Raw genomic sequence first — 26,358 nt, 5'->3', positions numbered from 1 at the left:
TAGGCGCACCTCGCGGTTCTCCTGACGCTTACGCGGAAGAAACAATCGCGTAACCGCCTGCTCCTAGCCTTGTCTGGCATAGATCCTTCGGCGAATCGAGGCAGACATGCAGACCAATCCGCGGCTGAACATCCGGCAGGTTTCCTGGTCGAATCCTGTCGGGGCAGACCTGCGCCGCGCCCAGCAGGCGGAACTGGACGCGCGTTTTGGCACGGTCGACCATGAACCCGGCCCGCCGCCGTCGGAAGCTGACTGCGCCGTGTTCATCGTTGCGTACGACAAGGGGTCGGGCCAGCCTGTGGGCTGTGGAGGCCTGCGGCTCCTCGATGCCACAACGGCCGAAATCAAGCGGCTGTACGTCCTTCCCTACACCCGGGGATCCGGGGTGGCGAGCTCAATTCTGGCCGCTCTCGAAGCTGAGGCCTTCAAACAGGGGTTTACGCGGATCAAGGCCGAAGCAGGCTCCGCCCAGCCGGACGGGCGCAACTTCTACCAGAACTCCGGCTTCGAGCCGGTCCCGAACTTTGGCCCCTACATCGGGGTGGAGCATTCCTACTGTTACGCGAAGACCATCAACGCCCGCAGCGCCGCCCATACGGCCATGGCCTAGGCGGGGACGCCGGAGGCCGTCAAAGACAGACGTTTCACCGGGCGTTCACCGGGACGTCCCCGCCCGTTCTTCCCACTCGACCATCTTAATCAGCCGGGCTGTTTATCGAATCGATAGCAATAACAGCCCCTGATTCCGCATGCCCGGCGCTAGGCTGTGCGGACATGCTCCGGTTCGAGTCCAGAAATGAGTCTGATCGTGCGTAAATTCCAAAGTTTGGTTGCCGCCACCGTCGCCGCCACCCTTCTTGCGGGCTGTGGCGGGGGAACCACATCCCCCGCCGCTTCAGGAGAAGCCTCCTCGGCCCCGGCCGGTGGATCCGGCGAAACCCTGGTGGTGTACACCAACTCCAATGGTGAAGGCCGCGGCGAATGGCTTACCGCGAAGGCCGCGGAGGCTGGCTTCAAGATTGAGATCGTTGGTGCGGGGGGTGCGGACGCCACCAACAAGCTCATTGCCGAGAAAAACAATCCCATCGCGGACGTGGCTTTCGGCCTCAACAACATGTACTTCTCCCAGATCAAGGCCGAGGATGTGCTGGAACCGTACGAGCCCTCCTGGGCCGGCGAGGTGGACAAGGAACTCGCTGACGGGGAAACCTACTGGCCGCTGGTGAAGCAGGCCATCCTGCTGGGCTACAACTCGGACAAGTTCTCCAAGGATGCCGCCCCGAAGGACTGGACGGACCTGTGGACCAAAGATGAGTTCAAGGACCGGTACGAGCGCGTGACGGGCCTGGGGACCGCCACCGCCCAGCTCGTTTTCGCGGGCATCCTCAGCCGCTACCGCGACGATTCCGGCGACCTCGGCATCTCGGACGAGGGCTGGAAGCAGGTGGAGCAGTACTTCCAGAACGGCAGTCCCGCCGTCGCCAAGACCGACCTCTTCGCCCGCATCCAGTCCGGCGAGGTGGACATGGGGCAGATGCCGTCCTCAATCATCGCCGAGCGCGAGAAGTCCTTCAACGTGAACGTCGAGACCGTCATCCCGTCCGTGGGCGTACCCCTCGCCGTGGAGCAGATCGCGCTGGTCAAGGGCACCGACAAGAAGGAACAGGCACAGAAGTTCATCGACTGGTTCGGCAGCGCCGAGGTCCAGGGCGAGTTCGCCAAGCAGTTCAATTCCATGCCGGTCAACAAGGAAGCCGCGTCCCAGGCGAATCCCGAGGTGGTGGACTTCTTCGCCGACCTCAAGCAGCAAGACATCGACTGGGACTTCGTACAGGAAAACATGGGTGCCTGGGTGGAAAAGATCGAGCTGGAATACATGACGTAATCCGGCGTTCCACCGGCCGCTTCCGCACCACCAGACAGGTTTGCCATGATCCGCTTGGACAACATCGAAGTTTCCTTCGGCGATTTCACTGCCATCCCGAACCTGGACCTCCATGTCCGGCCGGGCGAGTTCTTTACCCTCCTGGGGCCTTCGGGCTGCGGGAAAACGACGGCGTTGCGCACCTTGGCCGGCTTCATCCAGCCGGCCAGGGGCACCGTCCGGGTGGACGGCAAGGACGTTACCCGGCTGCCAAGCGACAAGCGGCAGGTGGGCATGGTGTTCCAGAACTACGCCTTGTTCCCCAGCATGAGTGTGTGGGAGAACATCGCCTTCGGCCTGCGGGTCCGGAAGGAAAACCCGGCGGAGAGTGACCGCCTGGTACGGGACATTGCCCGCCGGGTGGAACTCAGCGACGAGCAGCTGGCCAAGAACGTGGCGGAGCTGTCCGGCGGGCAGCAGCAGCGGGTGGCGGTGGCCCGGGCCCTTGTGCTGCGGCCCAAGATCCTGCTGCTGGACGAACCGTTGTCCAACCTGGACGCCAAGCTCCGCCACCAGCTTCGGCAACAGCTCAAGGACCTGCAGGCCATGTTCGGCATCACCACCGTCTACGTCACTCATGACCAGGACGAGGCCCTGGCCATGAGTGACCGGGTGGCCGTATTCAACAAGGGCGTGGTGGAGCAGGTAGGCACTCCGCAGGAGATCTACGACCACGCCGCCACGGAGTTTGTCTGCAACTTCATCGGTGACAGCTCCACCCTCACACCGGAATTCGTCGCCGAGGTGAACAAACAGTCCGGGGCGGGGCTCAGCACGGACGCCAAATCCTACCTGCGGGTGGAAAAGGCGTCCCTGGACGTGCCTGCCGACGGAGGCGCCGCCGTCGGACTCTCCGGAAAAGTAGTTTCCCGCACGTACCATGGCCTGCACAGCCGGTATGTGGTCCGCACCCATGGCGCGGACATCCGGCTGCTGGTGCGGGAGGACGGCGGGGACCACCCCGAGCCCGGCACGGAAACCACCGTCTACCTCCAGCCGGGACACGTCCTGCAGTACCACCCTGGCACAGGTGCTGCCCTGCGGGAGCAGGACCCGGCGGTAGCCCTGCCATGAGCTCCACACCGGTCCGCGCGATGGCCCGTTCCCCATTCGTGCTGGTGGTGGGCGTGGTGCTCACCTGGTTCATTGCGGCATTCCTGGTCTGGCCGAATGTGAACGTCCTGATTGCCACCTTCTTCCCGGACGGCAACTTTTCGGGGCGGGCGGCGGAGAAGCTCTTCTCGTCGCAACGCGCCATGAAAGCGCTGGGCAACAGCTTCCTGCTGGCTGTGGCGCTGTCCATCACGGTGAACGCGGTGGGCATCTTCATTGTCCTGGTGACCCACTACTTCCGGATCCGCGGCTCCAGGATCCTGTTTCTGGGCTACGCCACCACGTTCATTTACGGCGGCATCGTGCTGGCCGCCGGCTACAAGTTCATCTACGGGGACAAGGGGATTGCCACCTCCCTGCTCCTCAAGGTGTTCCCCGGCATGAACCCGGCATGGTTCTCGGGGTTTTTCGCGGTGCTGGTGGTCATGACCTTCGCCACCACCACCAACCACATGCTGTTCGTGGCGAATGCTCTGAAAAGCGTTGACTACCAGACCATAGAGGCGGCCAAAAACCTTGGCGCTTCCACGTGGACCATCCTGCGCCGCATCGTCCTGCCCATGCTCAAGCCCACACTGTTCGCGGTGACCATCCTGTCCTTCCTCACCGGCCTGGGCGCCCTGAGCGCCCCACAGGTATTGGGCGGCCGGGATTTCCAGACCATCACGCCCATGATCCTGACCTTCACGAACAGCCCCACGTCACGGGACCTGGCTGCCCTGCTGGCCGTGATCCTGGGCCTTGCCACCGTGCTGATGCTCGCCGTGATGACCCGCCTGGAGAAGGGCGGCACCTACTTCTCAGTCTCCAAAGTCTCCTCGGAGCTGCAGAAGCAGGACATTCAAAACCCGGTGGCGAACGTTGCCGTCCATGTGGTGGCCTACCTGCTGTTCGCGGTGTACACCCTTCCAGTGGTGCTCATTGTGCTGTACTCGTTCGCGGACGGCGCCGCCATCCAGACCGGCCAGCTGTCCCTGGCAAACCTGACCTTCGACAACTACGTACGGGTTCTGACCGAACAGTCAGGGCTGCGGCCGTTCCTCGTCAGCGTGGTGTACAGCGCCCTCGCCGCGCTCATCGCCGTCGGCGGTCTTTTGTTTGTCGCCCGCCTGCTGCAGAAGTACCGGAACTGGGTAGCGTCCGCTTTCGAGTACCTGCTGCACATCCCGTGGATCCTGCCGTCGGCACTGCTGGCGTTGGGCCTGATCATCAGCTACGACCATCCCAACCCGCTGGTGGGCGGGGCGGTGCTGACCGGGACCACAGTGATCCTGTTGATCGCGTTCGTCACGGTGAAGATCCCGTTCACGCTCCGCATGCTGAAGGCGTCCTTCGCATCGGTGAACTCCTCGCTTGAGGAAGCCGCCGCCATCATGGGCGCCAAAACGCTGTACGTGTTCCGGCGGATCCTCCTGCCGCTGGTGCTGCCCGCGGCGGCCGCCATCACCGCCTTGAACTTCAACAGCCTGCTGGACGACTACGACACCGCCATCTTTTTGGCCCACCCGCTGGTCCAGCCGCTGGGCCTGGTGATCAAGGCGAACACGGACGGGGCCGAAGGCACAGAGGGCATCGCGAATACCTTTGTGTACACCGTGCTCCTGATGCTCATCACCGGGATCACCATGTACCTCGTGTACGGGCGGGCCGGCCGCCGCAGCGGACGGAAGCGCATGCCGGCGGTTCCGGGCACGGGCGGCACGCTTGCCGGGGAGGTTCCTCCGGCGTCGGCAACCTCCGTCTTCGGCGAGGACAGCAAGGTTCCCGCTGTGCCTGCGCGGTGACCCGGACGTACTGGCCAGGCAGCTAAACCGCTTCCGGCGGCGGCGCGCGCGTTCCGCCGTCGTGCGAGGCTGGCCTTTTCACTGGACCGTCAGGAAGCTGTGACCGCCGGCCATCACCTGCTGGTCGGCAACCTGGAACATGCGCTGACAGCCCCGGACGTGGCCGACTACGGCGACGGCCCGGGACGTGGCCGACTACGGCGACGGACTCCTGCTCCACCTGCCGACCGTCAGGCGGGACGACGAGCCGGACCTTGCTGCCGTCGCCGCAGCGGTCCGGCGGCTGCTCGCCCCCTAGGTTCCCGCCGTCGTACGTTGCCCTGGCCGGCGCCATGCGTCCGGGGCAAGCACCACGGCAATTCCGACGGCGGCTCCGATCAACGTCTCGATGATGCGGTCGCGAAGCAGTATTTCGGGCGAGGACGGGACAACCAGGAGCGTGGATATCAGCGCGAGGGGCGTCACGAAGACCTGCGCCACCAGGTACTGCCTGATGATGAACAGCTCCGCGCCGAACTGGCAGAGCGCCATCACCAGCACGGTCTGCCAGGGCTGCAGCTCCAACAGGACGACGCCGGCCATAAGCACCAGCCCCAGCACGGTGCCGATGATCCTTTGGATGCCGCGGCGCACGCGGTGCCGGGTGGTGTGGCCCACCAGGGGAACCACGGCGGCCACCATGGCCCAATAGTTGTGGCCGAACCCGAGGCGCTCCCCGGCCCAGGTTGCCAGGGACCCGGCCAGCCCGGCGGCCACCAGGTAGCCGAAACCTTCCAGCCAGGCCGCACGCTTCTCGTCCGGGGTCCTGCGGATCCGCGGCGGCCGGGTCCAGGGGGTGCGGTGGCTGGGCAGGACCCGGGAGGAGAAGCCGATCAGCAGGCAAAAGGCTGTGGTCAGAACCGAGACCAGCATCCCCTGCCACAGCGGGGGCTGTCCGGGGATCGAGGCGATGGCGGCGAAGGCGAAGATGTGGAAGAGGGAGCCTGCGGGGCGCAACCGCAGCCAGGCGATGGCCACCGAACACGCACCGGCAACCAGCGTAGTGGCAAGGACCTGGAACCAGGTGGCGGCGGCGCTGCCCAGTCCCCACGCAGTTTCCATCCTGGCGGCAAGCGATGCCAGCAGGATCACCAGCAGCATCAGGAGGCCGGCCCGCAACTGCAGGGCAAAGCGGGTTCCGTGCTGTTCGCCGCGGCCGTAGATGCCGGTGAACGCGCCAAAGGAAGCGAAGATCGCCAGGTCCAGACGGCCGAGCAGCACCAGGGTAAGCAGCGGGACGAAGACCCCCACGGCGCACCGGAGGGCGGGATGGTGGTCCTTGTTGGCTAGGGCCATGCTGAACATTTCAGCGAGCATCTTCACGTGGGGCTGCGCCTTCCTCTGGGCGGAATGTTTCGGGCGGCCACGCTGACGTTCAAGCTAAATCCTATGATGCAGGCCGGGAAACCCTCCGCCTGCGTTCCCATGAATGGAACCCGCGGGCAACGCGTGTGAAACAGCTTCGCCTGATGCTTATGTCATGAAGCCACCCCAGCGCCATCCTGCCGCCGACTTAAGCTGCGAGGTCTGCGGCCTGATGCCGGAACCGACCAAGACCCGGCTGACCCTGGCCAACGTGGCCGTGATGCTTCCGATTGAACTACTGGTCCATGCCGCGGTGGTGGACACGCAGCTTCCGTACGTAGCAAAGGTCATGGTGCTGGCCGTCACCGCGACGGTCCTGGTGATCTGGGTGGCGGAGCCTTCCGCCGCGCGGATCCTGCGTGGCTGGCTGCATGCCCCGGCGCTGCGGCAACGGCGGAAGCTGGCCGCCGCGCCGGCCCTGTGGCGGGCGCGGACCGTTGTGCGGGATGAGCCGGGCTCCCTGCAGCGGGTCACCCAGGCGCTGGCTCGGCGGAAAATCAATATCCTCGGTATCCACGTGCATCCGGTGCCGGGAGGGGTGCTGGACGAGTTTGTCCTGGCGGCGCCGGGGGACGTCGGCGAGCGCGAACTGCTGGAGGCGCTCCTGAGTGCCGGCGGTTCCAGCCCGCATGTGTGGCCCACCACCAGCCTGGCCATGGCCGACGGCCAGACCAGGGCGCTGAGCCTGGCGGCACGGATCGCGCAGGCGCCGGAAGAGCTGCCGCTTGCCGTTGCCGAATTGCTGCGGGCGCGGATCCTGTCTCCGGCGGAGGGGGCCTTGGAAAAGTACGACGCCGGCACCCGGCTCAAGATTCCCACCGCCTGGCACGGACCCATCACCTTCGTCCGGCCCGGGGAGCCGTTCACCCCGGCGGAGTCAGCACGCGCACACCGGCTCGCAGAGCTCGCCGAAATCCTGGCTTACCGCCCCGCCCCGGCCCGGCCCAACTGGGTGGCTACATCCGGAGGGTAAGGGCGGACGGGACCAAAGTCATCACAACGTGCTTGCCCTTGCCCTCGTGATCGCCGTCCAGCTGGTAATCGTCATCGTGCTCCAGAAGTATTTCCACCGTCTTGCCCTGGAAATACTCCACCGCAGTATCCTTTCCGCGGCCCTTGCCGATCATCCCGGCAATTACCGAGAGCCAGCCCAACCGCCCGTGGTGGGGTGCCAGTACGGCCACATCCAGCAACCCGTCGTCCATCTTGGCCTCAGGGAAAATCTCCAGCCCGCCCTGCACCTTGCCGCAGTTGCCCACCATGACGCTGCGGACCCCGCGGCGCACGGCACGCTTGCCGTCGATCACGATGGTCGCCCTGACCGGCTTACCAGGCAGGTTGCGGATGCCAGCGTCCACGTACGCCAGCCAGCCCACCTTGTGCTTCAGCTCCTGATTGGTGTCGGCCATGATCGTGGCGTCGTACCCCACGCCGGCCATCACCAGGAACAGCTGCTCGTCGGCCGGATTCATCCGGCGGGCGCGGACCACATCAATGCGGCGGTCAGTTCCCACCAGGGCTCCGGCCATTGCCCCGTCATAGTCCGTGATGTCCATGCCGAGGTTCCGCGCCAGCAGATTCCCCGTCCCGAGCGGCAGCAGGCCCATCGGGACGTCGCTTCCGGCCAGCACCTCCGCCACGCACCTGACCGTCCCGTCGCCGCCCGCGGCGATGAGTATGTCTGCGCCCTGGGCCAAGGCCTCCTGGGCCTGGCCGACGCCGGGGTCCTCGAGTGTGGTTTCGAACCAGAGAGGCTGGTCCCAGCCGTTTTCGACGCAGTGCTTGGCGACGAGCCCGCGTACGTCGATCTCCACCGTCTTGGCAGGATTCAGGATGATAGCCGCGCGCTTGGTGGCAGCGGAGCTGTTGGCAGTCATGGCGTCCTTCGGTGGCAAATGGAAAGGCTACTGATGAGAGAAGACTAGCGTGCCTGCGGATTCGTCAGAAGCACGGCCTGGCTACAGGGCCTTGACAGCCCCCAGCACCTGGGCAAGCGAATCCTTGGCGTCGCCGAACAAGAGGGACGTCTGCGGCTGGTACAGCAGGTCGTTCTCGATTCCCGCGAAGCCCGGGCGCATGGACCGCTTAAGGAACACCACTTGCCGCGCCTCCGCCACCTCCAGGATGGGCATGCCGTAGATCGGCGAGCCGGAGGAGGTCTTCGCGGCGGGATTCACAACGTCGTTGGCGCCCACCACCAGGGCCACATCAGCCGTTTTGAACTCCGGGTTGATTTCGCCCATTTCCTTGAGCGATTCGTACGGCACGTTGGCCTCAGCCAGCAGCACGTTCATGTGCCCCGGCATTCGGCCGGCCACCGGATGGATGGCAAAGTCCACGTCGATGCCGCGGGCTTCCAGGGCGTCAGCGAGTTCCGCCGCCGTGTGCTGCCCCTGCGCCACGGCCAGGCCATAGCCCGGGACAATGATTACCCGCTGGGCGTAGCCAAGCAGCACCGCAACGTCCTCCGGGCTGGACGACCGGACGGGACGTTCGCTCACGGCGGTGGATCCCGCCGTCGAACCTCCCCGGAAGGCGCCAAACAAGATGCCGGCAACGCTGCGTCCCATCGCCGCGGCCATGGCCCGGGTGAGTATGGTACCGGAAGCGCCCACCAGCGTGCCGGCCACAACGAGGAGCACGTTCCCCAGCACCACGCCGGACGCCGCCACCGCCAGGCCGGTGAACGCGTTCAGGAGCGAGATCACGATCGGCACGTCCGCGCCGCCCACCGGCAGCACCAGCAGGACGCCCGCTACCAGTCCCAGGAGCAGGAGCAGCACCGCGGGCACGGGCGAACCGGTGAGGATGACGACGACGGCGGCGGCCACCGCTGCGAGCAGCACCGCTGCCATCACCACGGGGAGCCCGGGGAACACAACGGGGCGCGTGGTCATCAGTTCCTGGAGTTTGGCAAAGGTCACGCCGGAGCCGGCGAACGAGACGGCACCCACCAGGAGCGTGAAAACGATGGCCAGGCGCACCCAGGGATCACCGGTATGGCCGAGCTCGAGGAGGGCCACCAGGGCTGCAGCGCCGCCGCCCACCCCGTTGAACAGCGCCACCAGCTGCGGCATCTGGGTCATCTTCACCCGGCGGGCCACCGGGGCTGCAATGGCGCTGCCCACGGCAATCGCGCCCAGGATCCACGGGATGTTTTCCAGCCGGGCGGACAGGAAAACGGTAACGACGGCGACCAGCGCGCCGAGCGCCCCCACCAGGTTGCCGCGCCGTGCGGTCCGCGGGGAACTGAGCCCGCGCAGCGCCAGGATGAAGAAGACCGCGGCGGCGAGGTAGAGGAGCGCGGTCCAGGCGGGGTCCAGGACGCTCATTTGCCGTCCGCCTTCGGCGCCGCGGCCCGGGCCACCTCTTTTCTGGCGTGGAACATATGGAGCATCCGGTCCGTGACCACGAAGCCACCCACAAGGTTTATGGTGGCCAGGACAACGGCAAGCAGCGCAACCGCAAGGACCCAGGTTTCCGCCGCCTGCCCTGCCACGATGATGGCGCCCACCAGGATGATGCCGTGGATGGCGTTGGCGCCGGACATCAGGGGCGTGTGCAGGGTGCTGGAAACTTTGGAGACCACTTCGAACCCGACAAAAACGGCCAGGACCGTGATGGTGAGCAGGCTCATTCCGTCCATCAGAGCGCCCCTTCCTGCGGTGCGTGGATCCTTTGGGCCAGCAGTTCCGCGGTGGGCTGGTGCCGCACCCCGCCGCCATGCGTCAGGCAGGCACCCGCCAGTACCTCGTCGTCGAAATCGGCATTGACTGTGCCGTCCCGGACCATCAGCGCCAGCAGGTTGGCCACGTTCTTGGCGTACAGCCGGGACGCGTCGGAGGCCATCGCCGAAGCGGGGTCCTTCAGCCCCACCAGGGTGACATGCCCCGCGCCGTCCGCGGTGGGTACGGCGATGTCCGCGCCGGGAACCACCCCTTCCACGTTGCCGCCGGATTCGGCGGCGAGGTCGACGACCACGGACCCGGGGCGCATGCCCTGCACCATCTCGCGGGTCACCAGGAGGGGTGCGGGCCGGCCGGGAACAGCCGCCGTCGTAATCAATACATCCGACTGCGCCACGTGCGGTGCCAGCAATTGGCGCTGCCGGGTGCCGGCGTCGGAGCTCAGCTGGCGGGCGTAACCGCCGGCCGCTTCCGCTGTTTCCAGGTCCAGCCGGATAAATGTTCCGCCCATCGAGGCGACCTCGTCGGCCGAGGCGGGACGGATGTCATTGGCGAAGACGCGGGCACCGAGCCGTTTGGCCGTGCCGATCGCCTGCAGGCCCGCTACGCCGGCGCCCAACACCAGGACCTTCGCCGGCGGCACCGTTCCCGCCGCCGTCATGTACAGCGGGAAGAAGCGGGGCAGCCGGATCGCGGCTTCCAGGACGCAGCGGTAGCCAGCCACCAGGGCCTGCGAGCTCAGCGCGTCCATGGACTGGGCCCGGGAAATGCGGGGCACCAGTTCCAGCGCGAAGCAGGTGGCGCCCGCCTCCGCGAGCGCCTGCACGGTATCCAGTTCCGAGGACGGCGAGGCCATACCCACTGTGACGGCCCCCGGTTTCAGGGACAGGGCGGTGTGCGGGTCCAGCGGCCGGACGTGGGCCAGGATGTCGAGGCGGGGCGGCTCCAGCAGGGCCACGACGGCGGCCCCGGCTTTGCGGTAATCCTCGTCGGTGTGGCCGGCGGCTTCCCCTGCCCCGGCTTCGACCAGCACGTCAAGGCCCATGCCGGCGAGCTGCTTCACCGTCTCCGGCGTCGCGGCGACGCGCCGCTCGCCTTCCCGGCGCTCCCGCGGTATGCCCAGTTTCACCCGCCGACTCCCCTTCCTGGCAAAAGGGTGCGGCAACGGCTCTCTGCCTTGCCCTCATCAGGGCGGAGGTCGCGGAGCGGCGCTGCTGCACGTAACTGGCTAGAGTCTATGGCCCGTACCGCCGCGGCGGGAGTAGGGCGGACGGCTTGGGTGGGCAAACGTTACCTGCTGCCGCTTAAGCCTGCCCCGCCGGCGATGCGGTAGGAGTCCAGCAGCAATTCAGCGAGGAGTGCCTCGTCGATCCGGTCCAGCCGGACCAGGACGAGCTGGGAAGAGCGCTCATGATGGGGGGTCCAGTAAAAGGTGTCCGGATCTGTTCCCGCCAGGGCCTCCCGCTCCTCTGTCTTGACCGTCACGACGCCAGGTTCCCATATCCGGGCCATGAGGGTCTTCGCGAACCACGCCGGCTGCCCCCAGCTTGGCCGCTCGGTCACGCCGGGCAGCTCCAGGGAGATCCTGCGGACGTCGTGCTCGGTGGCCATGAACCACAGTCTGCCTGGCAGGTCATGCCGGGACAAGGCTCCAGCGGCCCGCGCAATGAATCCGGGGTTGAATGTGCAGGGGCTGCCCGTGCGCATCACAGGCGGGAGTTGGCGCGCAGCGGCCGGGACCAAGGGTAGTGGGCGTCATCTGCGAGTTGCCTGCGGCACCGATTCCATTTTTTGCGGAAGGTGAGCCTACCCTAAGTAGTCCCCATTTTGATTTGCCCTACCCATGGCAGCCCTGCAAGGCGGTTTTTTGTGCGCTCGTTCCTCCGGCCCCGCGTCCTCGTGGCAGCACTGGCCACCCTCACCCTGACCGGCTGCGGCTTCAGCGGCACGCAGACCCAGGCCGTCCAGAGTACCGCCGCGGCGGACACCAGCCAGCGGATCGTAGTGGACAACTTCCGCGCACCGGTGGCCAACTGGGCCCTGGAATCCGACGCCGCGTACATCCTTTCCCTCTCCGGGTGCCTGGAGACCCTCACGAAGTACGACCATACCGAGGGCAAGGTGGTTCCCATGCTGGCCAGCGAGTGGAAGCAGTCCTCCCCGCTGGACTGGGACTTCACCATCCGGCAGGGCGTGGTTTTCCAGGACGGCAACCAGCTCACGGCGGAGTCCGTGGTTGCAGCCCTGAACCACGTCCTCGACGCCAAGGTCCCGGCCCGCGCCTTCAACCGCACCATGGTCAGCAGCGTCACCGCGGTGGACGCCAACACCGTCCGGGTCAGCACGCCGGCCGAAAACCCGCTGGTCCCCTACCGCCTGGCGAGCGTCAACACCGGCATCCTGGCCCCGGCCGCGTACAAGGACACGGAGGTGGACCCGTTCGGCCACTGCACCGGCCCGTTCACCCCCGTCTCCGAAAAGGCCAAGCAGTCCCTCACCCTGGACCGCAACGAGAACTACTGGGGCGGCGACGTCCAGCTCGCGGGGGCCGAGATCCGCTTCATCACCAACGGTGCAACCCGTGCAGCCCAGGTGCAGACCGGTGAAGCCGACATATCGCTGTCCATCCCCGTCGCCAGCCTGGCTACCCTGAAGGGCGCTGCAGGCGTCTCCGTCCTCGGCGCCGATTCACCCCGCACCGCCACCCTGTACATGAACAACGGCCGCGCTCCCCTGGACAATGTGGACGTCCGGAAGGCGATCCGCGAGTCACTGGACCTGGATGCCCTCGCAGCCAGCGTCTACGAAGGCGCCGCCCTTCCCGCCACGGGCCCGTTTGCCCCGTCCGAACCCTGGGCCGGTGACACCCCGGAGGAGCAGAAGCAGGACGTCGAGGAAGCCAAGAAGCTGCTGGCCAGCGCCGGCTACACGGCCGACCGCCCGCTGGAAATCATCGCCATCGTGGAACGCGCGGAATTCGCCGACGTGGCCGCGGTCATCCAGGAGAACCTGAAAAACATCGGCATCCCGCTGTCAATCCAGGCCAAGGAATACGCATCCGCCGAGCCTGACGTCCTGGCCGGCAACTACGACATGCTGCTCAGCCAGCGGAACCGCCTGATCGACATCGCCGATCCCATCGGCTTCCTCACCGCGGACTACACCTGCAAGGGCACCTACAACCTGAGCCACTTCTGCGATCCCGAGTATGACCGGATCGTCGCCGACGCCGCCAGGACAGTGGACACCCAGGAACGCTACAAGCTGTACGCCGAGGCAGGCAGGATCCTCCAGGACAAGGCGGTCAACGCCTGGCTGGTCAATGAGCAGGCCACCGACGCCATCCGCACCAACGTCCTGAACTACGTCCAGGATCCGCTGTCCCGCTACGTCCTGACGGCGAAGACGGCCAAGGCCGCCTCCTAGCCCCAGCCACTGGAACAACACCGCATGCTGCAGTTCATCACCAAGCGGACGGCCACGCTGCTGGCCGCCGTCGCCGTGTCCTCCTTTGCGGTGTTCCTTATCCCCTACGTCACCCCCGGCGACCCGGTCCGGAAAATCATCCGGTCCCGGGTGGCCGGGGACGCCATCGACGAGTCCTCCGTCCACGCCGTGGCGCAAAGCCTGGGCCTGGACGACCCCCTTGCCGTCCAGTACTTCCGCTGGCTGGGCAACTTCTTCACCGGGGACATGGGGCTGTCCTACAGCAGCCGCACCCCGGTTGCGGAGCAGGTCCTGCCCGCGCTTGCCGTCACCCTCAGCCTGGTGGCCATGTCGCTGGGACTGGCAGCCGCCGTCGCGCTTCCGCTGGGGATTATCTCCGGACTCCGGCCCGGCAGCCTCCCGGACAAGGCCATCACGGCGGTCACCCAGGCTTTCATCGCCATGCCGGAATACTGGGTGGCGCCGGTGCTGGTCCTGGTGTTCGCACTCAAGCTGTCCGTGCTGCCCACAGCAGGGTGGAACGATCTTTCGTCCGCGGTGCTGCCGGCCCTGACCCTTGCCCTGCGCCCCATCAGCTTCTTTACGTCGGCGGTCCGCGCGGGCATCATCGACGCTGCTGCGGCGGAGCACGTCCCGGCGGCGCGGGCCCGCGGCCTGAGCTCCGCCCAGTCCGTCCTGCGGCACGTCATCCCCAACGGACTGGTTCCGCTGTCCACGCTCTTCGCGGTCTGGTTCGCGGGACTGCTGGGCGGCTCGGTGATCGTAGAGGTGATCTTCGCCGTTCCGGGCATGGGCAGGCTGCTCTTCGATTCGCTGGTCAACAGCGACATTCCGCTCGCCCAGGGCGGCGTAGTGCTGGTCGTGGCGCTTGCCGTCGGCGTCACCACGCTGGCCGACTTCGTGCACCGCTTCCTGAGCCCCACCGTGGGAGGTTCCCTTGCGTAGCCGGATCACCGTCACCACCGTCGCCGGAGCAGTACTTGCACTGATCATCCTGGCGGTGCTGCTGGCGCCCTGGATCTCGCCCTATCCGCCCGCGGAACAGAACCTGGCGCAGCGCCTCGCGCCGCCGTCGGCCGAACACTGGCTGGGCACGGACAACCTGGGCCGCGACACCCTGAGCCGGATCCTCGAGGGCGGCGCGTTCTCCATGTCCGTGGCAGCGCTGGCCACCGTGCTCACCTGCCTGCTGGGCGTCGGCATCGGCATCCTGAGCGCCCGCCGGCGCGGCTGGGTGGACGAGTTCCTCACCCGCACCAACGACGTCCTGCTCGCCCTGCCGGAAATGGTGGTGGCGCTGTTCATCGTGGCAGCACTCGGGACGGGGTTCGGCCCGCTCCTGCTGGCACTCACCGTCACCGGCTGGACGCCCTTCGCCCGGCTGGCACGCACGCTGGCGTACGACGTCTCGGCCCGCGGCTTTGTGGACGCTGCCCGCGTACTGGGCTGTACCCCGCGCTTCATCATCTTCCGGCATGTCCTCCCCCACCTGGCCGCGCCGATCCTGGGCCAGGCCACCCTGCGGTTCGGGCACCTGCTGATCAGCGTGGGCGCCCTCTCCTACCTTGGCCTGGGCGTCCAGCCGCCGCAGTCCGACTGGGGTTCCATGCTCGCCGCCGCCCAGCCCTTCGCCGACCGCGCACCGCTGGGCATCCTGGCCCCTGGGCTGGTCATCTTCACCGTCGCCCTGTGCGTCACGCTGCTCGGCCAGCGCGCAGCACGCATGGCAGCGGCACCGTTGCTCCTGCCAAAGGCTGCGGACGCATGAGTGCGCGGCTGGTTTTGGAGGACCTGGAGGTACGGCGGAAGGACGACGACGGCGGTCCCGGCGGAAAGCCGCTCCTCGCCGGAGTTTCCCTCGCCGTTGATCCGGGCGAGTTTGTTGCGCTGGTGGGCTCTTCGGGATCCGGAAAGACCCTGACCTCCAGGTCCTGCCTGCGCCTGCTGCCACCGCAACTGCAGATCACCGGCGGCTCCATCCGGCTCGGCGACCTGGATCTCACGCGCGCCGCGGAACCCGAATTGAACACAGTCCGCGGGGGCCGGCTGGCCATGCTGTTCCAGCAGCCCAAGCGGATGTTCAACCCGAACCGGACCATCGGCAGCCACCTGAAGGAGCCGCTGCGCCTGCACGCCGGCCTGCGCGGACGGAAGGCCAGGGACAAGGCCGTGGAGCTGCTGGCGGAGGTGGGCTTCGCCGACCCGGCCAAAGGCATCCGCGCCTACCCGCACCAGCTGTCCGGCGGCATGGCGCAGCGGGCCATGACGGCCCTCGCCCTGGCCGGCCAGCCGGAGATGCTCCTCGCTGATGAGCCCACCTCCGCCCTGGACAAGGTCCTGGAGCGCCAGGTGCTGCAGCTGCTGGACCGCGAACGCCGGCAGCGCGGACTGGGCATCCTCTACATCACGCACAACCTGGCGTCCGTGGCCGCGTATGCGGACCGGGTCCTGGTCATGAACGCCGGCCGCATCGTGGAAGAAGGACCCGCCGGTGAGCTGCTCACCCGGCCCAAAACCGGCTATGCCCGCGACCTCCTCGCCGCTGCGCAGCTGGCCCCCGAGACCCGGCGTCGTCCGTCCCCCGCCGAACGTGAGGTCCTTGTCCTGGACAGGGTGGGCAAGCGCTTCGGCCGGAAGCGGACCGGCACCGTGCTCGAGGACGTCTCGCTGTCCCTCCGCCGCGGCGAAATCCTGGGTGTCCTGGGCCAGTCCGGCTCCGGGAAAAGCACCCTGGCCAAGGCCATCGTGGGCCTGGATGCGGCCAGCAGCGGGACCATCAACCGGCAGTTCGACGGCGGGACACGGCAGCCCACCGCCGTGCAGCTCGTGTTCCAGGAGCCGCACAACGCCTTCGACCCGAGGATGACGCTGCGCGCCAGCCTGCAAGCACCCCTCCGCCCGCGCCGGGACCTCAGCCCAGACCAGCGGGACGAACGCATCGCGGCCGCCCTGCAGGAGGTGGAACTGGACCCGTTATTGCTGGACAAGCGGCCGGGCCAGTGCTCGGGCGGCCAGCTCCAGCGTGCCACCATCGCCCGCGCCCTGCTGCTGGAACCGCAGGTCCTGATTTGCGACGAAGCCACCTCGGCCCTGGATGCCCTGACGCAGCGGACCATCCTGAACCTGCTGCTGCGCCTGCAGCGCGAGCACAACCTGTCCCTGATCGTTATTTCCCACGACATGGACGTGGTGCGGTACATGTGCGACAGGGTGGCGGTCCTGCTGCACGGCAAGGTGGTGGAAGTCGCCGAAACCCGCGACTTCTTCGCGGCGCCCCAACACCCGCACAGCCGGGCCCTCGTGGATGCGTCCATTCCCTGCCGGGCGGACGGGCTGTGGACCCTGCTGGACGCCAGGAACCCGGCCCTGCGGGGAAACTGACGCGCGGGAACAGCTAGCGGCGCCCGGTCTCCAGCACCTCGGCCAGGTCGAAGTTGACCGGCTCCTCGAGCTGGGCGTAGGTGCAGGATTCGGGTTCCCGGTCCGGCCGCCAGCGGTTGAACTGGGCGGTATGCCGGAACCGGTCGCCCTCCATGTGGTCGTACCGGACCTCCACCACCAGCTCCGGCCGCAGCGGCACGAAGGACAGATCCTTTCCGGCGCTCCAGCGGCTGCCTTCGGCGTTCCGCGGCGTCCGTTCGCCCTCCTCCTGCTTGCCCCACGCCCACGGGTGCCCCTCAAAGTCGGTCACCAGCGGCTGCAGCTGCTCGAACAATTCCTTGCGCTTCTTCATCGGGAAGGCGCCGATCACTCCCACGCTGGCCAGGCCGCCGTCGTCCTTGTACAAACCCAGGAGCAGCGAACCGATGCTGTCCGGCCCGCTCTTGTGCAGCCGGTAACCAGCCACCACGCAGTCCGCGGTGCGCTCATGCTTGACCTTGAACATCACCCGCCTGTCCGGCTCATACCGGCCGTCCACGCGCTTGGCTACGATGCCGTCCAGCCCCGCGCCCTCGAACTGGTTGAACCACTGCCCGGCGGTGTCCTTATCCGTGGTGGCGGCCGTCAAATGAATCGGGGCTTTGGAAGCTGCGAGCGCCTTTTCCAGCGCCGCCCGGCGTTCCGAGAAGGGCCGGCCGGTGTAGTCGTCATCGTCCAGCGCCAGGAGATCGAACGCCACGAAGGACGCCGGGGTCTGCTGGGCCAGGAGCTTGACCCGGCTCGCGGCGGGGTGGATGCGCTGCTGCAGGGCGTCGAAGTCCAGCCGGTCGCCGGAGGCACCCACCAGGACGATCTCGCCGTCGATCACGCACCGCGGCGGCAGGTTCTCCTTGAACGCCGCCACGAGTTCGGGGAAGTAGCGCGTCATGGGTTTTTCGTTGCGGCTGCCGATCTCCACGTCATCACCGTCGCGGAAGATGATGGAGCGGAAGCCGTCCCATTTGGGCTCGTAGCTGAGGCCGCCTCCTGCCGGGATGCCGTCAATGCCGCTGACGGATTTGGCGAGCATGGGCGGGACGGGCGGCATCACGGGAAGTTCCATGTGCCCATTCTTGCCCGGCGGGCGGCTCCGGGGGTAGAGCGGCGCGCCTGCTCAGCCGGCCAGCAGCCAGACAATCAGGATCAGCACCGGCGCCGCCGCCGCCGTCGAGAGCAGGATGGTTTCCCGGGCTACGGCAACTCCCCGCCCGTACTTGCCGGCAAACAGGAAGACGTTTTGGGCGGACGGCAGCGCCGCCATCAGCACCACGCCCAGGAGCATGTGCTGGTCCAGGTTGAAGAGGAAACGCCCGACGACGAACGCCACTGCAGGCATCACCGCGGACTTGAGTGCCGTGGCAGTGAGGATTTCCGCCGTGTGCCCACCGCTTCTGAGCATCCGGGTGCCGCGCAGCGACATGCCGAAGGCCAACAGCACCACCGGCACAGCTGCGCCGCCGAGCAGCGTCAGCGGGGCCATCACCGGTTCCGGCAGCTGCACGCGGAACGCGGCGAGGAGCACACCCAGGAGGGACGCAATGATCATCGGGTTGCGGAAGGGCTGGGTGAGCAGCAGCTTCGGCGCGAACCTGCCCGCGGCCGAGAGGTCCAGCAGGGTAAGGACCAGCGGTGCCAGGAGGAGCAGCTGGACCAGCAGCACGGGCGCCACGGGGGTGGCATCCCCCAGCGCGTAAAGCGTGATGGGGATGCCGATGTTGTTGGCGTTGACGTAGGAGCTGGCCATGGCGCCTACAGCCGTTTCCGCAAGCGGCCGGCGGAACCATAGACGGCTGATGGCGACATACAGCAGCGCTGTGGCTGCAGCGGTGATCAGGGCCAGCGGCACGTAGGCGGAGAACACCACCGTGAGGTCCGATTCCAGCACCACGGTGAACAGCAGGACAGGGTTGGTGATGAAGAACGCGGTGCGGGTCAGCGCCGAAACGGTGGGCTCTCCGCCCAGCCCGCAACGGGCGGCCAGATATCCCACGGCAATAACGACGCCGATCACCGCCAGCCCGATCAGCACGCCACCCATTGAGGTACTTCCTTCCCGTCCCGCCCGTCCCCACCGTCTTCGGCGGCACGCGGTATTACAAGTCCCTAACTTATCTGACAAGTGACCATGCGCCGGCACCGGATGATCGCGAACCCTCGACACGGCACCGCCCGGGGCGATAGAGGTTAACGATGGTTACCGTCGGCTTTCACGCATCGCATGAACAAATCAGTCCCGGCCAGCTGCTCAAGGACGTCCAGCACGCGGAACGTGCAGGCTTTGACGCGGCCATGTGCTCGGACCACATCGAACCCTGGTCCGCACGCCAAGGGCATTCGGGGTTTGCCTGGTCCTGGCTGGGCGCCGCCCTGGCCACCACAAAGCTCCGGTTCGGGGTGGTGACAGCTCCCGGCCAGCGCTACCACCCGGCCATCATCGCGCATGCCTCCGCCACGCTTGCCTCCATGTTCCCGGGCAGGTTCTGGTTCGCCCCGGGCAGCGGGGAAAACATGAATGAACACATTACCGGGGACGGCTGGCCGGCGAAGGACATCCGCCAGCGCCGGCTGGAGGAGTGCGTGGATGTCATCCGGCGCCTGCACCGCGGCGAGGAAGTCACGCACCGCGGCCTGGTGACCGTGGAGCAGGCGCGAATTTGGGACGCTCCGGAAACCCCTCCGCCGCTGATCGCCCCGGCGGTCAGCGTGGACACCGCCCGGCGGGCCGGTGCGTGGGCTGACGGCCTGGCCACCGTCAACCAGCCGCCGGAAAAACTGCGCGAGATGCTGGCCGCCTACCGGGACGCCGGCGGCCGCGGCAAGGCGGTCCTGCAGGTCCACTTGTCCTGGGCCGGAACGGAGCAGGAGGCTGTTGCAATCGCCCTGGACCAGTGGCGGACCAACACCTACCAGCCTCCCATCCCGTGGGACCTGCCCACCGCCAAACACTTCGATCTCGTGGGCGAGCACGTGACCGAAGAGCAGGTCCGCACAACGGTCAACATCTCGGCCAGCCTGCAGCAGCACATCGAGTGGCTGTCCGAATACGCTGAGTTGGGCTTCGACGAGCTCTACCTGCACTTCGTGGGGCAGCGGCAGTCCTCCTTCATCGACACGTTCGCCGAGGAAGTCCTGCCGCGGCTGCGCACCCCTGGAGGCACCGCTGCCGGTACCGCCGCTGAACCGCAGCTTGTCCGCGCAACTGCCGTGCCGGCGTCGGACGCGTCAGCATGAGGCTCGCGGAGACGTCGGACCTGTGGTGGAAAAACGCCGTCATCTACTGCCTGGACGTAGAAACGTTTTTTGACGACGACGGCGACGGGACCGGTGATTTCACCGGCCTCACCCAGCGCGTGGACTACCTCGCCTCGCTGGGCGTGACCTGTATCTGGCTGATGCCTTTCTACCCGTCGCCGGACCGGGACGACGGCTACGACGTGACCGACTTTTTCACCGTGGGCTCACGGCTGGGAACGCTCGGGGACCTGGTGGAATTCATCCGGGCCGCCCGTGACCGGGGCATGCGGGTGATCGCGGACTTCGTGGTCAACCACACTTCGGACCAGCACCCCTGGTTTGTGGAGGCGCGGAAGTCCAAGGACAACCCGTACCGGGACTTCTACGTGTGGCGGCAGGACACTCCGCCGGACACCTCCTCGGAGGTGGTGTTCCCCGGCGAGGAGGACTCGCTGTGGACCCGGGACGAAGCCACCGGCGAGTGGTACCTGCACATGTTCGCCGGGCACCAGCCGGACCTGAACGTTACCAACCCGAGGGTCCGGGACCAGATCGCCAAGGCGATGGGGCTGTGGCTGGAGCTGGGACTGGACGGTTTCCGGCTGGACGCGGTGCCGTTTTTCCTGGAGACGCGGGGCCAGCCCAAGGACCAGGCAGCCAACCTGGACCCGCACGGCTACCTGGCCGCGCTGCGCAGCTTCGTGAGCCGCCGCAACGGCAGCGCGGTGCTGCTGGGTGAAGTGAACCTGCCGTACAAGGAGCAGCTGGAGTATTTCGGCGGGCCGGAGGGCAATGAGCTGCACATGCAGTTCGACTTTATGTCGATGCAGCACATCTATCTTTCGCTGGCGCGGCAGGATGCCCGGCCGCTGGTGGAGACGCTGAAGAACCGGCCGCCGATCCATCCGGACAACCAGTGGGCCATGTTCGTGCGGAACCACGACGAGCTTACGCTGGACAAGCTCACCGACGGCGAGCGCCAGGAGGTGTTCGCCGCGTTCGGTCCGGAAAAGAACATGCAGATCTACGGCCGGGGCCTTCGCAGGCGGCTGCCGCCCATGCTGGGCGGGGATCAGGAGCGCCTGCGCATGGTCTACTCGCTGATGTTCTCGCTGCCGGGCACGCCGGTGCTGTTCTACGGCGAGGAGATCGGCATGGGCGAGGACCTCCGGCAGAAAAGCCGCGCCGCCGTGCGCACGCCCATGCAGTGGGCCAGCGGGAAGAACGGCGGGTTCTCCACGGCCAACACTGCGGACCTGGTGGCGCCCCTGGTGCGCGGCGAATACGGGCCGGAGCACGTTAATGCAGCGGCCGCGAAACGTGACCCCGGGTCCCTGTTCGCCTTTATGTCCGCACTGATCGCACGGTACCGGGAGGCGCCCGAGCTGGGCTGGGGCGGGTTTGAGGTCCTCGACCAGCCCGAGCCCGCAGTCCTGGCCCACACCTGCAGTTCCGACGGCGGCACGATGGTTTTGCTGCATAACTTCGGCGAGGATCCGGTGAAGGTCGGTGCCAGGCTGGGCGGCGGGGACGGGCCGGCCCAGGCCTACAAGGATGCGATGCTGCTGGACCTGTTCGACGGCGACAACGTAGCTTTGGACCCCGACGGTGGTTTCTCCCTTGAGCTGGGGCGGTACGGGCACCGGTGGTTCCGGCTGCAGCGCAAGGGTGACCGGCTGGCGCCGTGAGCCGTGCCGGCACTTAGGAGGCTGTTCGTCCCGGGTTAAGGCAGCGTGGTCCTCCTGTTGGTTTTGGCGGCCTAGCGTCATGGCGTGACCAGCAACCAGGTTCTTTCCTTCCCGCAGGAGCAGGTGGCGGCAGGTCCTTTCCGGGACCCGAAGCCGTGGGTCTTCACCATCACCGGCCACCGTGGTGCGATGGCCTTGGCACCGGAGAACAGTGCCTTGTCCTTCGATCTGGCGGCACGCACGGCCGATGAGGTTGAGCTGGACGTGCGGGTGACCGCCGACGGCGTCCCCATTGTCCTGCATGACCCGACGCTGGAGCGTCTGGCGGCAGGACCGCATCCGCTGGCGGACAAGCCGGCCCGGGAACTTCCCCTGGCGGAACTGCAGGCCGTGCCGCTTGCCTCCGGTCAGCCGGTCCTGACGCTGGCCGAGGCACTGGACGCCATAGGAGTTCCGGTGCAGGCGGAGATTAAGGACCCGGCTGCCGTCCCTGCAGTTGCAACCTTGGTCAACAGCCACCCGGGCCCGCTGCCGTGTATCCGGTTCAGCAGTTTCCTGCCCGAGGCGCTGACCCAGTTGCAGCGGAGCCTGCCCCATGTCCCCCGGGGCCTGATCCTTGCCGAGTTCCCGGCCACTCCGACGGGACAGGAGGGTGTGACGGCCACCCTCGCGGCCACCGGAGCCACCACGCTCTACTGCGGCTTCCGCAACCTGACAGCCCTGCAGGTGGACCGGCTGCACCGGGCCGGGATCGACGTGCACGTCTGGCCCCTTGCCTGCTTCGACGACGTGTGCCTGGCTCTGGATCTCGCCGCCGACTGGGGAACAGCCGATGACCCGGGCCGGGCCCGGGGGTGGCTGGATTCAGTGGGCGGAGGGATGTGGCGGATTCCGGCGCAGCTCTCCGGAATGGGCCTGGCACCTGAAAAGTCCCGGGTTCCGCAGGACTGCTCCGGCTGAATCTGCCATGCCGCCGTGCATCATGCCGGTACTGGATTTTTTCGGGACAACTAGTGTTGTACGGATGGGAAATAACGCCGGAACGACGCACGGTTGGCTGGATGTTCCGCACGCCCGGATCTACTGGGAGGCTTCAGGCAATCCGTCTGGGATGCCCGTCCTGTTCCTCCACGGCGGACCTGGAGGATCACTCGGCTCCGGGGGCTACCGGAAGCGGCATGATCCGGACAAGTTCTGGACAATTGGTCTCGACCAGCGGGGCTGCGGCAAAAGCACTCCCCTGGTCCAGGATGATCTGTCCCGGCTGGCGCTCAACAACACGACGACCCTGATTCAGGACATTGAAGAGTTGCGCCGGCACCTGGGGATCGACAAGTGGATTGTGACCGGCGGATCCTGGGGCAGCACGCTTGCCCTCGCCTATGCGTTGCAGCATCCCCACCGGGTCATGGGCATAGCGCTGGTCGCGGTAACCACCACGAGCCGCGAGGAAGTCGAGTGGATCACCGAAGGTGTCCGATGCATATTCCCGGAAGCCTGGGCTGACTTCGCGGTATCAGCCCGCTGCGGGCCGGGAGAGCGGGTAGTAGATGCGTATGCCCGCAGACTGGCGGGTCCGGACCGGGAAGACGCCCGCGCTGCGGCACTGGCATGGGACCGGTGGGAGTCCACCCATGTATCCCTTGATCCGATGTGGCAGCCCGGATCAAGGGTTCCGGATGAACGGGAGCGGATCACGTTCGCGACCCTGGTAACCCACTATTGGTCGAATCATGGTTTCCTCACTGACGGACATGAAATCCTGGCCCGGATCCACGAGCTGAACGGCATTCCTGGATACCTGATCCATGGCCGCAGGGATATCAGCGGCCCTGTCATCACCCCCTGGAAGCTCCACCAGCGCTGGGAAACGAGCCAGCTTGTGATCATGGAAAACGAAGGCCATGGCGGCCCCGAATCCATGGCTGCCCTGACCGCCGCCGTGGAAAGACTCGCCCACAGCAGGTGACTTTGGTGCCAGGGTGTGGTTGCTAAACCCCTTTGAGGTCCGGATGCGGTTGTCTGATGTGGTGGGCAATCGTTGACTGCCCGTAATTTCCTGGCCGCTGCTCAGCTCGCAGCGTCGCTCGCTTGGCTAGGAGCCAGCTTTAGCAACAACCCTAGTGGCGGATTCCAGGTTCGGTGCGTGCGACGTCTTCTCCCGCCGGGAGCTCGAAATTTCCGAGGGCGTTGGAGGGCGCCTTAGTCCGGGCGTGGGTGACGTAGAGGGGAAGCGCGGTGAACAGCAGGCCACCGACGAGGTTACCTAGCACCGTCGGGATTTCGTTCCAGACCAGGTAGTCCAGAATGGTGAACTGCCCGCCGAGCAGCAGGCCCGACGGGAACAGGAACATGTTAACGATCGAGTGCTCGAAGCCCATGAAGAAAAACAGCATGATCGGCATCCACATCACGATCACTTTCCCGGGGACGTCCTTGGCGATCATGGCGCCGGCCACGCCGATCGACACCATCCAGTTACACAACATTCCGCGGACGAACAGCGTCAGCATCCCGGCTGCGCCGTGCTCGGCATAACCGAGGGTGCGTCCCTCGCCGATGTGACCGATGGCGACACCAACCTCATTCGGCGGGAGGGCGAAACCGTAGGTCACGACGACCGCCATCAGCAGGGCCACCGTGAACGCTCCGATGAAGTTTCCGACGAACACCAGCCCCCAGTTGCGCAGGACGCCGCGGACGGTCACGCCGGGTCGCTTATCCAGCAGCGCCAGGGGTGTCAGGACGAACACCCCGGTCAGCAGGTCGTAGCCGAGCAGGTACAGCAGGATGAACCCGACCGGGAAAAGGATTGCCCCCGCCAGCGGGATCCCGGTGGTCACGCTCACCGTGACGGCGAACGCGGCCGCCAGGGAGAGCAGTGCACCGGCCATCGCCGCGCGTATCACCGTATCCCGGGTGGACATGAATACCTTCGACTCACCAGCGTCGATCATCGTCGTGATCAGATCACTGGGCTTCACATAGGACATAGGGATAGACTCCAGGTCGGCTTTCATACGGTCTGGGCTGGCCAGCATGGGAAACACAGTATCTGTGAGACATTTCGGCCAAGTTTCCTTAGGGCACCACCGCGTTAATTTCTACCCACCCTGTCGTCGGGATCCTGTTTATCGCACTCAGCCGGCACTGGGGGCCAGGGTCCGCCACCCACTGCCGTTACGCTTCCTGCACCGCACGATGGCGGTCGAGCAGCTGGGCGCACCGGATGAACCCGAGATGTGAGTAAGCCTGCGGGTGGTTGCCCAGGTGCGTTTCGGTCATTGGGTCGTACTCCTCGGGCAGCAGGCCCGTGGGTCCGATGAGGGTGACGAGCTGCGCGAACAGGGTGCGTGCGTCATCGAACCTGCCGACCGCGATATAGGCCTCGATCAGCCATGTGGTGCAGATGTGGAACCCGCCCTCCAAACCGGGGAGGCCGTCGTCGTACCGGTACCGGAACACCGCGGGTCCCGCCCGCAGTTCCCATTCGACGGCGTCGACGGTGTTTAGGAACCGCTGGTCCGCAACATCCAGCAGGCCCGAGAGGCCGATGTGCAGCAGGGCAGCATCCAGGTCCGGGCTGCCGTAGGCGACGGTGTAGGAGGATGCACCATGATCCCAACCCTGGTCAAGCACCTCCTCCCGGATTGCTGTGGCGATCGGCTCCCATTCCGGTTCCGGCGCGCGACCATGCCGTTGCGCTGTACGGAGGGCACGGTCGAGGGTCACCCAGCACATGACCTTGGTGTAGGCGTGGTGCCGCGGCGGCAGCCTGGCCTCCCAGATCCCGTGGTCGGGCTCCTGCCAGCGGGCAATTACCGCGGACGCCATCTTGCTGAGCAGATCCCATTGGAGGTCGGTCAGCAGCCCATGGTGTTCCCCCAACCCGTAGATCAGGTCTGCTATCGGTCCGAACACATCAAGCTGAACCTGATGGTCGGCCGCGTTTCCGATGCGGACTGGACGGGAGCCGGCGTACCCTGGCAGATTTTCGATGGTGGCTTCAGTCGCCATGGGTGCGCCGGACACTGAGTACAACGGGTGCAGCCACTCCGGACCCGGCGTGCTCTCGAGGATCCTGGCCAGCCAGCAAAGAAATCCCTCGGCCTCATCCGGGAACCAAGGTCGAGCAGTGACCTAACTGTCATGGCGCCGTCACGCAACCAGCAGTACCGGTAGTCCCAGTTGCGGGTACCCCCTCCCCCAGGCAGGGAAGTCGTGGGCGCGGCCAATACCGCGCCTGTCGGTTCGTAAACGAGCGACCGCAGCACCAACGCAGACCGCTGCACCAATGACGGTTTCACCCCCGGAATGTCGAGCGTTCGCACCCACTCGCGGGAACTGGAGGCAACCGCGGCACGCCGGGCGCTCTCGCCATGGGGGGTCCGCGGGCCTGTGGTCGGTGTCGCCGCACCGTAGATTCAGGACTACCGGACCATTGTGCAGATTCACATCGGCTGTGGCCGTGGCGCGGCGGCCGTCGGTGCTGACGGAGAAGGTCACATTGGTAGCCGTCAGAATGATGGGATCGGAGGTGCCGACAACGTGCACTTCATGACCGCGCACCTCCATTCTGAACGGCGCGTTGGCGTAATCCGGCCTGGGTGCAAATGTGATCCGCGCGGCGCCAGCGCCCGTGAGGACCCGAACCAGGC

At 66.6% G+C, this 26,358-nt stretch carries 23 protein-coding genes and 1 pseudogene; 13 read left to right on the top strand and 11 right to left on the bottom strand.

The window, feature by feature from the left end:
- Nucleotides 1–106: 106 nt before the first annotated feature.
- From FDW83_RS08270 to FDW83_RS08255, 4 genes are all read left to right on the top strand, one after another.
- Complete coding sequence (locus FDW83_RS08270) at nucleotides 107–610, top strand: GNAT family N-acetyltransferase (RefSeq protein WP_138137344.1); 504 nt, start codon at nucleotides 107–109, stop codon at nucleotides 608–610.
- Between the two features lie 198 nt (nucleotides 611–808).
- Nucleotides 809–1,885, top strand: coding sequence for an extracellular solute-binding protein (locus FDW83_RS08265; RefSeq protein WP_138137342.1), 1,077 nt, complete (start codon nucleotides 809–811; stop codon nucleotides 1,883–1,885).
- A gap of 45 nt (nucleotides 1,886–1,930) precedes the next feature.
- Nucleotides 1,931–2,998, top strand: a complete 1,068-nt coding sequence (locus FDW83_RS08260) for an ABC transporter ATP-binding protein (RefSeq protein WP_138137340.1) — start codon at nucleotides 1,931–1,933, stop codon at nucleotides 2,996–2,998.
- Entirely contained in the window at nucleotides 2,995–4,821 is a 1,827-nt protein-coding gene (locus FDW83_RS08255; protein ID WP_138137338.1) for an iron ABC transporter permease, read from the top strand. The genes FDW83_RS08260 and FDW83_RS08255 overlap by 4 nt, the downstream gene beginning before the upstream one ends.
- A 294-nt stretch (nucleotides 4,822–5,115) precedes the next feature.
- On the opposite strand, the gene FDW83_RS08245 is transcribed toward FDW83_RS08255, so the two are convergent.
- Nucleotides 5,116–6,183, bottom strand: a complete 1,068-nt coding sequence (locus FDW83_RS08245) for an FUSC family protein (RefSeq protein ID WP_138137336.1) — start codon at nucleotides 6,181–6,183, stop codon at nucleotides 5,116–5,118.
- Nucleotides 6,184–6,340: 157 nt separating this feature from the next.
- Between FDW83_RS08245 and FDW83_RS08240 the strand changes: the two genes are divergently transcribed.
- A complete protein-coding gene (locus FDW83_RS08240) occupies nucleotides 6,341–7,198 on the top strand; it encodes an ACT domain-containing protein (protein WP_138137335.1) in 858 nt (285 codons plus the stop codon).
- On the opposite strand, the gene FDW83_RS08235 is transcribed toward FDW83_RS08240, so the two are convergent.
- The 5 genes from FDW83_RS08235 to FDW83_RS08215 all read right to left on the bottom strand — a co-directional run bounded on the left by FDW83_RS08235 (nucleotide 7,182) and on the right by FDW83_RS08215 (nucleotide 11,522).
- Nucleotides 7,182–8,102, bottom strand: coding sequence for a diacylglycerol kinase family protein (locus FDW83_RS08235; protein WP_138137333.1), 921 nt, complete (start codon nucleotides 8,100–8,102; stop codon nucleotides 7,182–7,184). The genes FDW83_RS08240 and FDW83_RS08235 overlap by 17 nt on opposite strands.
- Before the next feature lie 81 nt (nucleotides 8,103–8,183).
- On the bottom strand, nucleotides 8,184–9,557 hold the full coding sequence (locus FDW83_RS08230) for an NAD(P)(+) transhydrogenase (Re/Si-specific) subunit beta (RefSeq protein WP_138137331.1): 1,374 nt from the start codon (nucleotides 9,555–9,557) through the stop codon (nucleotides 8,184–8,186).
- Nucleotides 9,554–9,871 (bottom strand): NAD(P) transhydrogenase subunit alpha, encoded by a 318-nt coding sequence (locus tag FDW83_RS08225; protein WP_138137329.1) that lies wholly within the window; start codon nucleotides 9,869–9,871, stop codon nucleotides 9,554–9,556. The genes FDW83_RS08230 and FDW83_RS08225 overlap by 4 nt, the downstream gene beginning before the upstream one ends.
- A complete protein-coding gene (locus tag FDW83_RS08220; protein WP_138137327.1) occupies nucleotides 9,871–11,040 on the bottom strand; it encodes a Re/Si-specific NAD(P)(+) transhydrogenase subunit alpha in 1,170 nt (389 codons plus the stop codon). The genes FDW83_RS08225 and FDW83_RS08220 overlap by 1 nt, the downstream gene beginning before the upstream one ends.
- A 161-nt stretch (nucleotides 11,041–11,201) precedes the next feature.
- Nucleotides 11,202–11,522 (bottom strand): MmcQ/YjbR family DNA-binding protein, encoded by a 321-nt coding sequence (locus FDW83_RS08215; protein ID WP_138137325.1) that lies wholly within the window; start codon nucleotides 11,520–11,522, stop codon nucleotides 11,202–11,204.
- Between the two features lie 258 nt (nucleotides 11,523–11,780).
- On the opposite strand from FDW83_RS08215, the gene FDW83_RS08210 reads away from it, so the two are divergent.
- From FDW83_RS08210 to FDW83_RS08195, 4 genes are read left to right on the top strand one after another with little or no spacing between them, the layout of a single operon-like run.
- On the top strand, nucleotides 11,781–13,337 hold the full coding sequence (locus tag FDW83_RS08210) for an ABC transporter substrate-binding protein (RefSeq protein ID WP_138137323.1): 1,557 nt from the start codon (nucleotides 11,781–11,783) through the stop codon (nucleotides 13,335–13,337).
- Nucleotides 13,338–13,361: 24 nt separating this feature from the next.
- Complete coding sequence (locus FDW83_RS08205; RefSeq protein WP_138137321.1) at nucleotides 13,362–14,303, top strand: ABC transporter permease; 942 nt, start codon at nucleotides 13,362–13,364, stop codon at nucleotides 14,301–14,303.
- The gene (locus FDW83_RS08200) at nucleotides 14,296–15,126 is read left to right on the top strand and encodes an ABC transporter permease (RefSeq protein WP_138137319.1); all 831 of its coding nucleotides are present in this window, start codon (nucleotides 14,296–14,298) and stop codon (nucleotides 15,124–15,126) included. The genes FDW83_RS08205 and FDW83_RS08200 overlap by 8 nt, the downstream gene beginning before the upstream one ends.
- Entirely contained in the window at nucleotides 15,123–16,739 is a 1,617-nt protein-coding gene (locus FDW83_RS08195; RefSeq protein WP_138137317.1) for an ABC transporter ATP-binding protein, read from the top strand. The genes FDW83_RS08200 and FDW83_RS08195 overlap by 4 nt, the downstream gene beginning before the upstream one ends.
- 13 nt (nucleotides 16,740–16,752) lie before the next feature.
- Here the strand turns inward: FDW83_RS08195 and FDW83_RS08190 are convergent, their stop codons facing one another.
- Nucleotides 16,753–17,841, bottom strand: coding sequence for an ATP-dependent DNA ligase (locus tag FDW83_RS08190; RefSeq protein ID WP_138137316.1), 1,089 nt, complete (start codon nucleotides 17,839–17,841; stop codon nucleotides 16,753–16,755).
- Nucleotides 17,842–17,892: 51 nt separating this feature from the next.
- On the bottom strand, nucleotides 17,893–18,816 hold the full coding sequence (locus tag FDW83_RS08185; RefSeq protein ID WP_138137314.1) for an AEC family transporter: 924 nt from the start codon (nucleotides 18,814–18,816) through the stop codon (nucleotides 17,893–17,895).
- Nucleotides 18,817–18,968: 152 nt separating this feature from the next.
- Here FDW83_RS08185 and FDW83_RS08180 point away from each other — a divergent pair, with 152 nt between their 5' ends.
- From FDW83_RS08180 to pip, 4 genes are all read left to right on the top strand, one after another.
- Nucleotides 18,969–20,009 (top strand): TIGR03885 family FMN-dependent LLM class oxidoreductase, encoded by a 1,041-nt coding sequence (locus FDW83_RS08180; protein WP_138137312.1) that lies wholly within the window; start codon nucleotides 18,969–18,971, stop codon nucleotides 20,007–20,009.
- Nucleotides 20,006–21,700 carry an alpha-amylase family protein gene (locus FDW83_RS08175; RefSeq protein WP_138137310.1) on the top strand — a complete coding sequence of 565 codons (1,695 nt, stop codon included), beginning with the start codon at nucleotides 20,006–20,008 and terminating at the stop codon, nucleotides 21,698–21,700. The genes FDW83_RS08180 and FDW83_RS08175 overlap by 4 nt, the downstream gene beginning before the upstream one ends.
- 84 nt (nucleotides 21,701–21,784) lie before the next feature.
- Nucleotides 21,785–22,660, top strand: a complete 876-nt coding sequence (locus tag FDW83_RS08170) for a glycerophosphodiester phosphodiesterase (RefSeq protein WP_205754658.1) — start codon at nucleotides 21,785–21,787, stop codon at nucleotides 22,658–22,660.
- A 64-nt stretch (nucleotides 22,661–22,724) separates the two neighbouring features.
- On the top strand, nucleotides 22,725–23,669 hold the full coding sequence (pip, locus tag FDW83_RS08165; RefSeq protein ID WP_138137308.1) for a prolyl aminopeptidase: 945 nt from the start codon (nucleotides 22,725–22,727) through the stop codon (nucleotides 23,667–23,669).
- A gap of 151 nt (nucleotides 23,670–23,820) precedes the next feature.
- Here pip and FDW83_RS08160 read toward each other — a convergent pair whose 3' ends face one another.
- The 3 genes and pseudogenes from FDW83_RS08160 to FDW83_RS19425 all read right to left on the bottom strand — a co-directional run bounded on the left by FDW83_RS08160 (nucleotide 23,821) and on the right by FDW83_RS19425 (nucleotide 26,356).
- A complete protein-coding gene (locus FDW83_RS08160; protein WP_138137306.1) occupies nucleotides 23,821–24,693 on the bottom strand; it encodes a formate/nitrite transporter family protein in 873 nt (290 codons plus the stop codon).
- A 187-nt stretch (nucleotides 24,694–24,880) separates the two neighbouring features.
- A pseudogene (locus FDW83_RS19430) lies at nucleotides 24,881–25,974 on the bottom strand (glycoside hydrolase family 15 protein).
- Nucleotides 25,859–26,356, bottom strand: coding sequence for a trehalase-like domain-containing protein (locus FDW83_RS19425; RefSeq protein WP_240720911.1), 498 nt, complete (start codon nucleotides 26,354–26,356; stop codon nucleotides 25,859–25,861). Before FDW83_RS19425 ends, FDW83_RS19430 begins: the two are co-directional and overlap by 116 nt.
- Nucleotides 26,357–26,358: the final 2 nt, after the last annotated feature.

The sequence above is a fragment of the Pseudarthrobacter sp. NamE2 genome (genome assembly GCF_005796205.1).
Taxonomy (GTDB): domain Bacteria; phylum Actinomycetota; class Actinomycetes; order Actinomycetales; family Micrococcaceae; genus Arthrobacter.
Note: the sequence above shows the minus strand (reverse complement) of the source record. Positions and strands in the feature narration are given on the sequence as shown.

What these genes read in the sequence shown, in the direction of transcription:
- FDW83_RS08235 (WP_138137333.1), bottom strand. Translation starts at nt 8,102, where the DNA reads ATGACTGCCAACAGCTCCGCTGCCACCAAGCGCGCGGCTATCATCCTG.
- FDW83_RS08260 (WP_138137340.1), top strand. Translation starts at nt 1,931, where the DNA reads ATGATCCGCTTGGACAACATCGAAGTTTCCTTCGGCGATTTCACTGCC.
- FDW83_RS08185 (WP_138137314.1), bottom strand. Translation starts at nt 18,816, where the DNA reads ATGGGTGGCGTGCTGATCGGGCTGGCGGTGATCGGCGTCGTTATTGCC.
- FDW83_RS08160 (WP_138137306.1), bottom strand. Translation starts at nt 24,693, where the DNA reads ATGTCCTATGTGAAGCCCAGTGATCTGATCACGACGATGATCGACGCT.
- FDW83_RS08175 (WP_138137310.1), top strand. Translation starts at nt 20,006, where the DNA reads ATGAGGCTCGCGGAGACGTCGGACCTGTGGTGGAAAAACGCCGTCATC.
- FDW83_RS08195 (WP_138137317.1), top strand. Translation starts at nt 15,123, where the DNA reads ATGAGTGCGCGGCTGGTTTTGGAGGACCTGGAGGTACGGCGGAAGGAC.
- FDW83_RS08230 (WP_138137331.1), bottom strand. Translation starts at nt 9,557, where the DNA reads ATGAGCGTCCTGGACCCCGCCTGGACCGCGCTCCTCTACCTCGCCGCC.
- FDW83_RS08225 (WP_138137329.1), bottom strand. Translation starts at nt 9,871, where the DNA reads ATGGACGGAATGAGCCTGCTCACCATCACGGTCCTGGCCGTTTTTGTC.
- FDW83_RS08215 (WP_138137325.1), bottom strand. Translation starts at nt 11,522, where the DNA reads ATGGCCACCGAGCACGACGTCCGCAGGATCTCCCTGGAGCTGCCCGGC.
- FDW83_RS08205 (WP_138137321.1), top strand. Translation starts at nt 13,362, where the DNA reads ATGCTGCAGTTCATCACCAAGCGGACGGCCACGCTGCTGGCCGCCGTC.
- FDW83_RS08270 (WP_138137344.1), top strand. Translation starts at nt 107, where the DNA reads ATGCAGACCAATCCGCGGCTGAACATCCGGCAGGTTTCCTGGTCGAAT.
- FDW83_RS08240 (WP_138137335.1), top strand. Translation starts at nt 6,341, where the DNA reads ATGAAGCCACCCCAGCGCCATCCTGCCGCCGACTTAAGCTGCGAGGTC.
- FDW83_RS08190 (WP_138137316.1), bottom strand. Translation starts at nt 17,841, where the DNA reads ATGGAACTTCCCGTGATGCCGCCCGTCCCGCCCATGCTCGCCAAATCC.
- pip (WP_138137308.1), top strand. Translation starts at nt 22,725, where the DNA reads ATGGGAAATAACGCCGGAACGACGCACGGTTGGCTGGATGTTCCGCAC.
- FDW83_RS08255 (WP_138137338.1), top strand. Translation starts at nt 2,995, where the DNA reads ATGAGCTCCACACCGGTCCGCGCGATGGCCCGTTCCCCATTCGTGCTG.
- FDW83_RS08180 (WP_138137312.1), top strand. Translation starts at nt 18,969, where the DNA reads ATGGTTACCGTCGGCTTTCACGCATCGCATGAACAAATCAGTCCCGGC.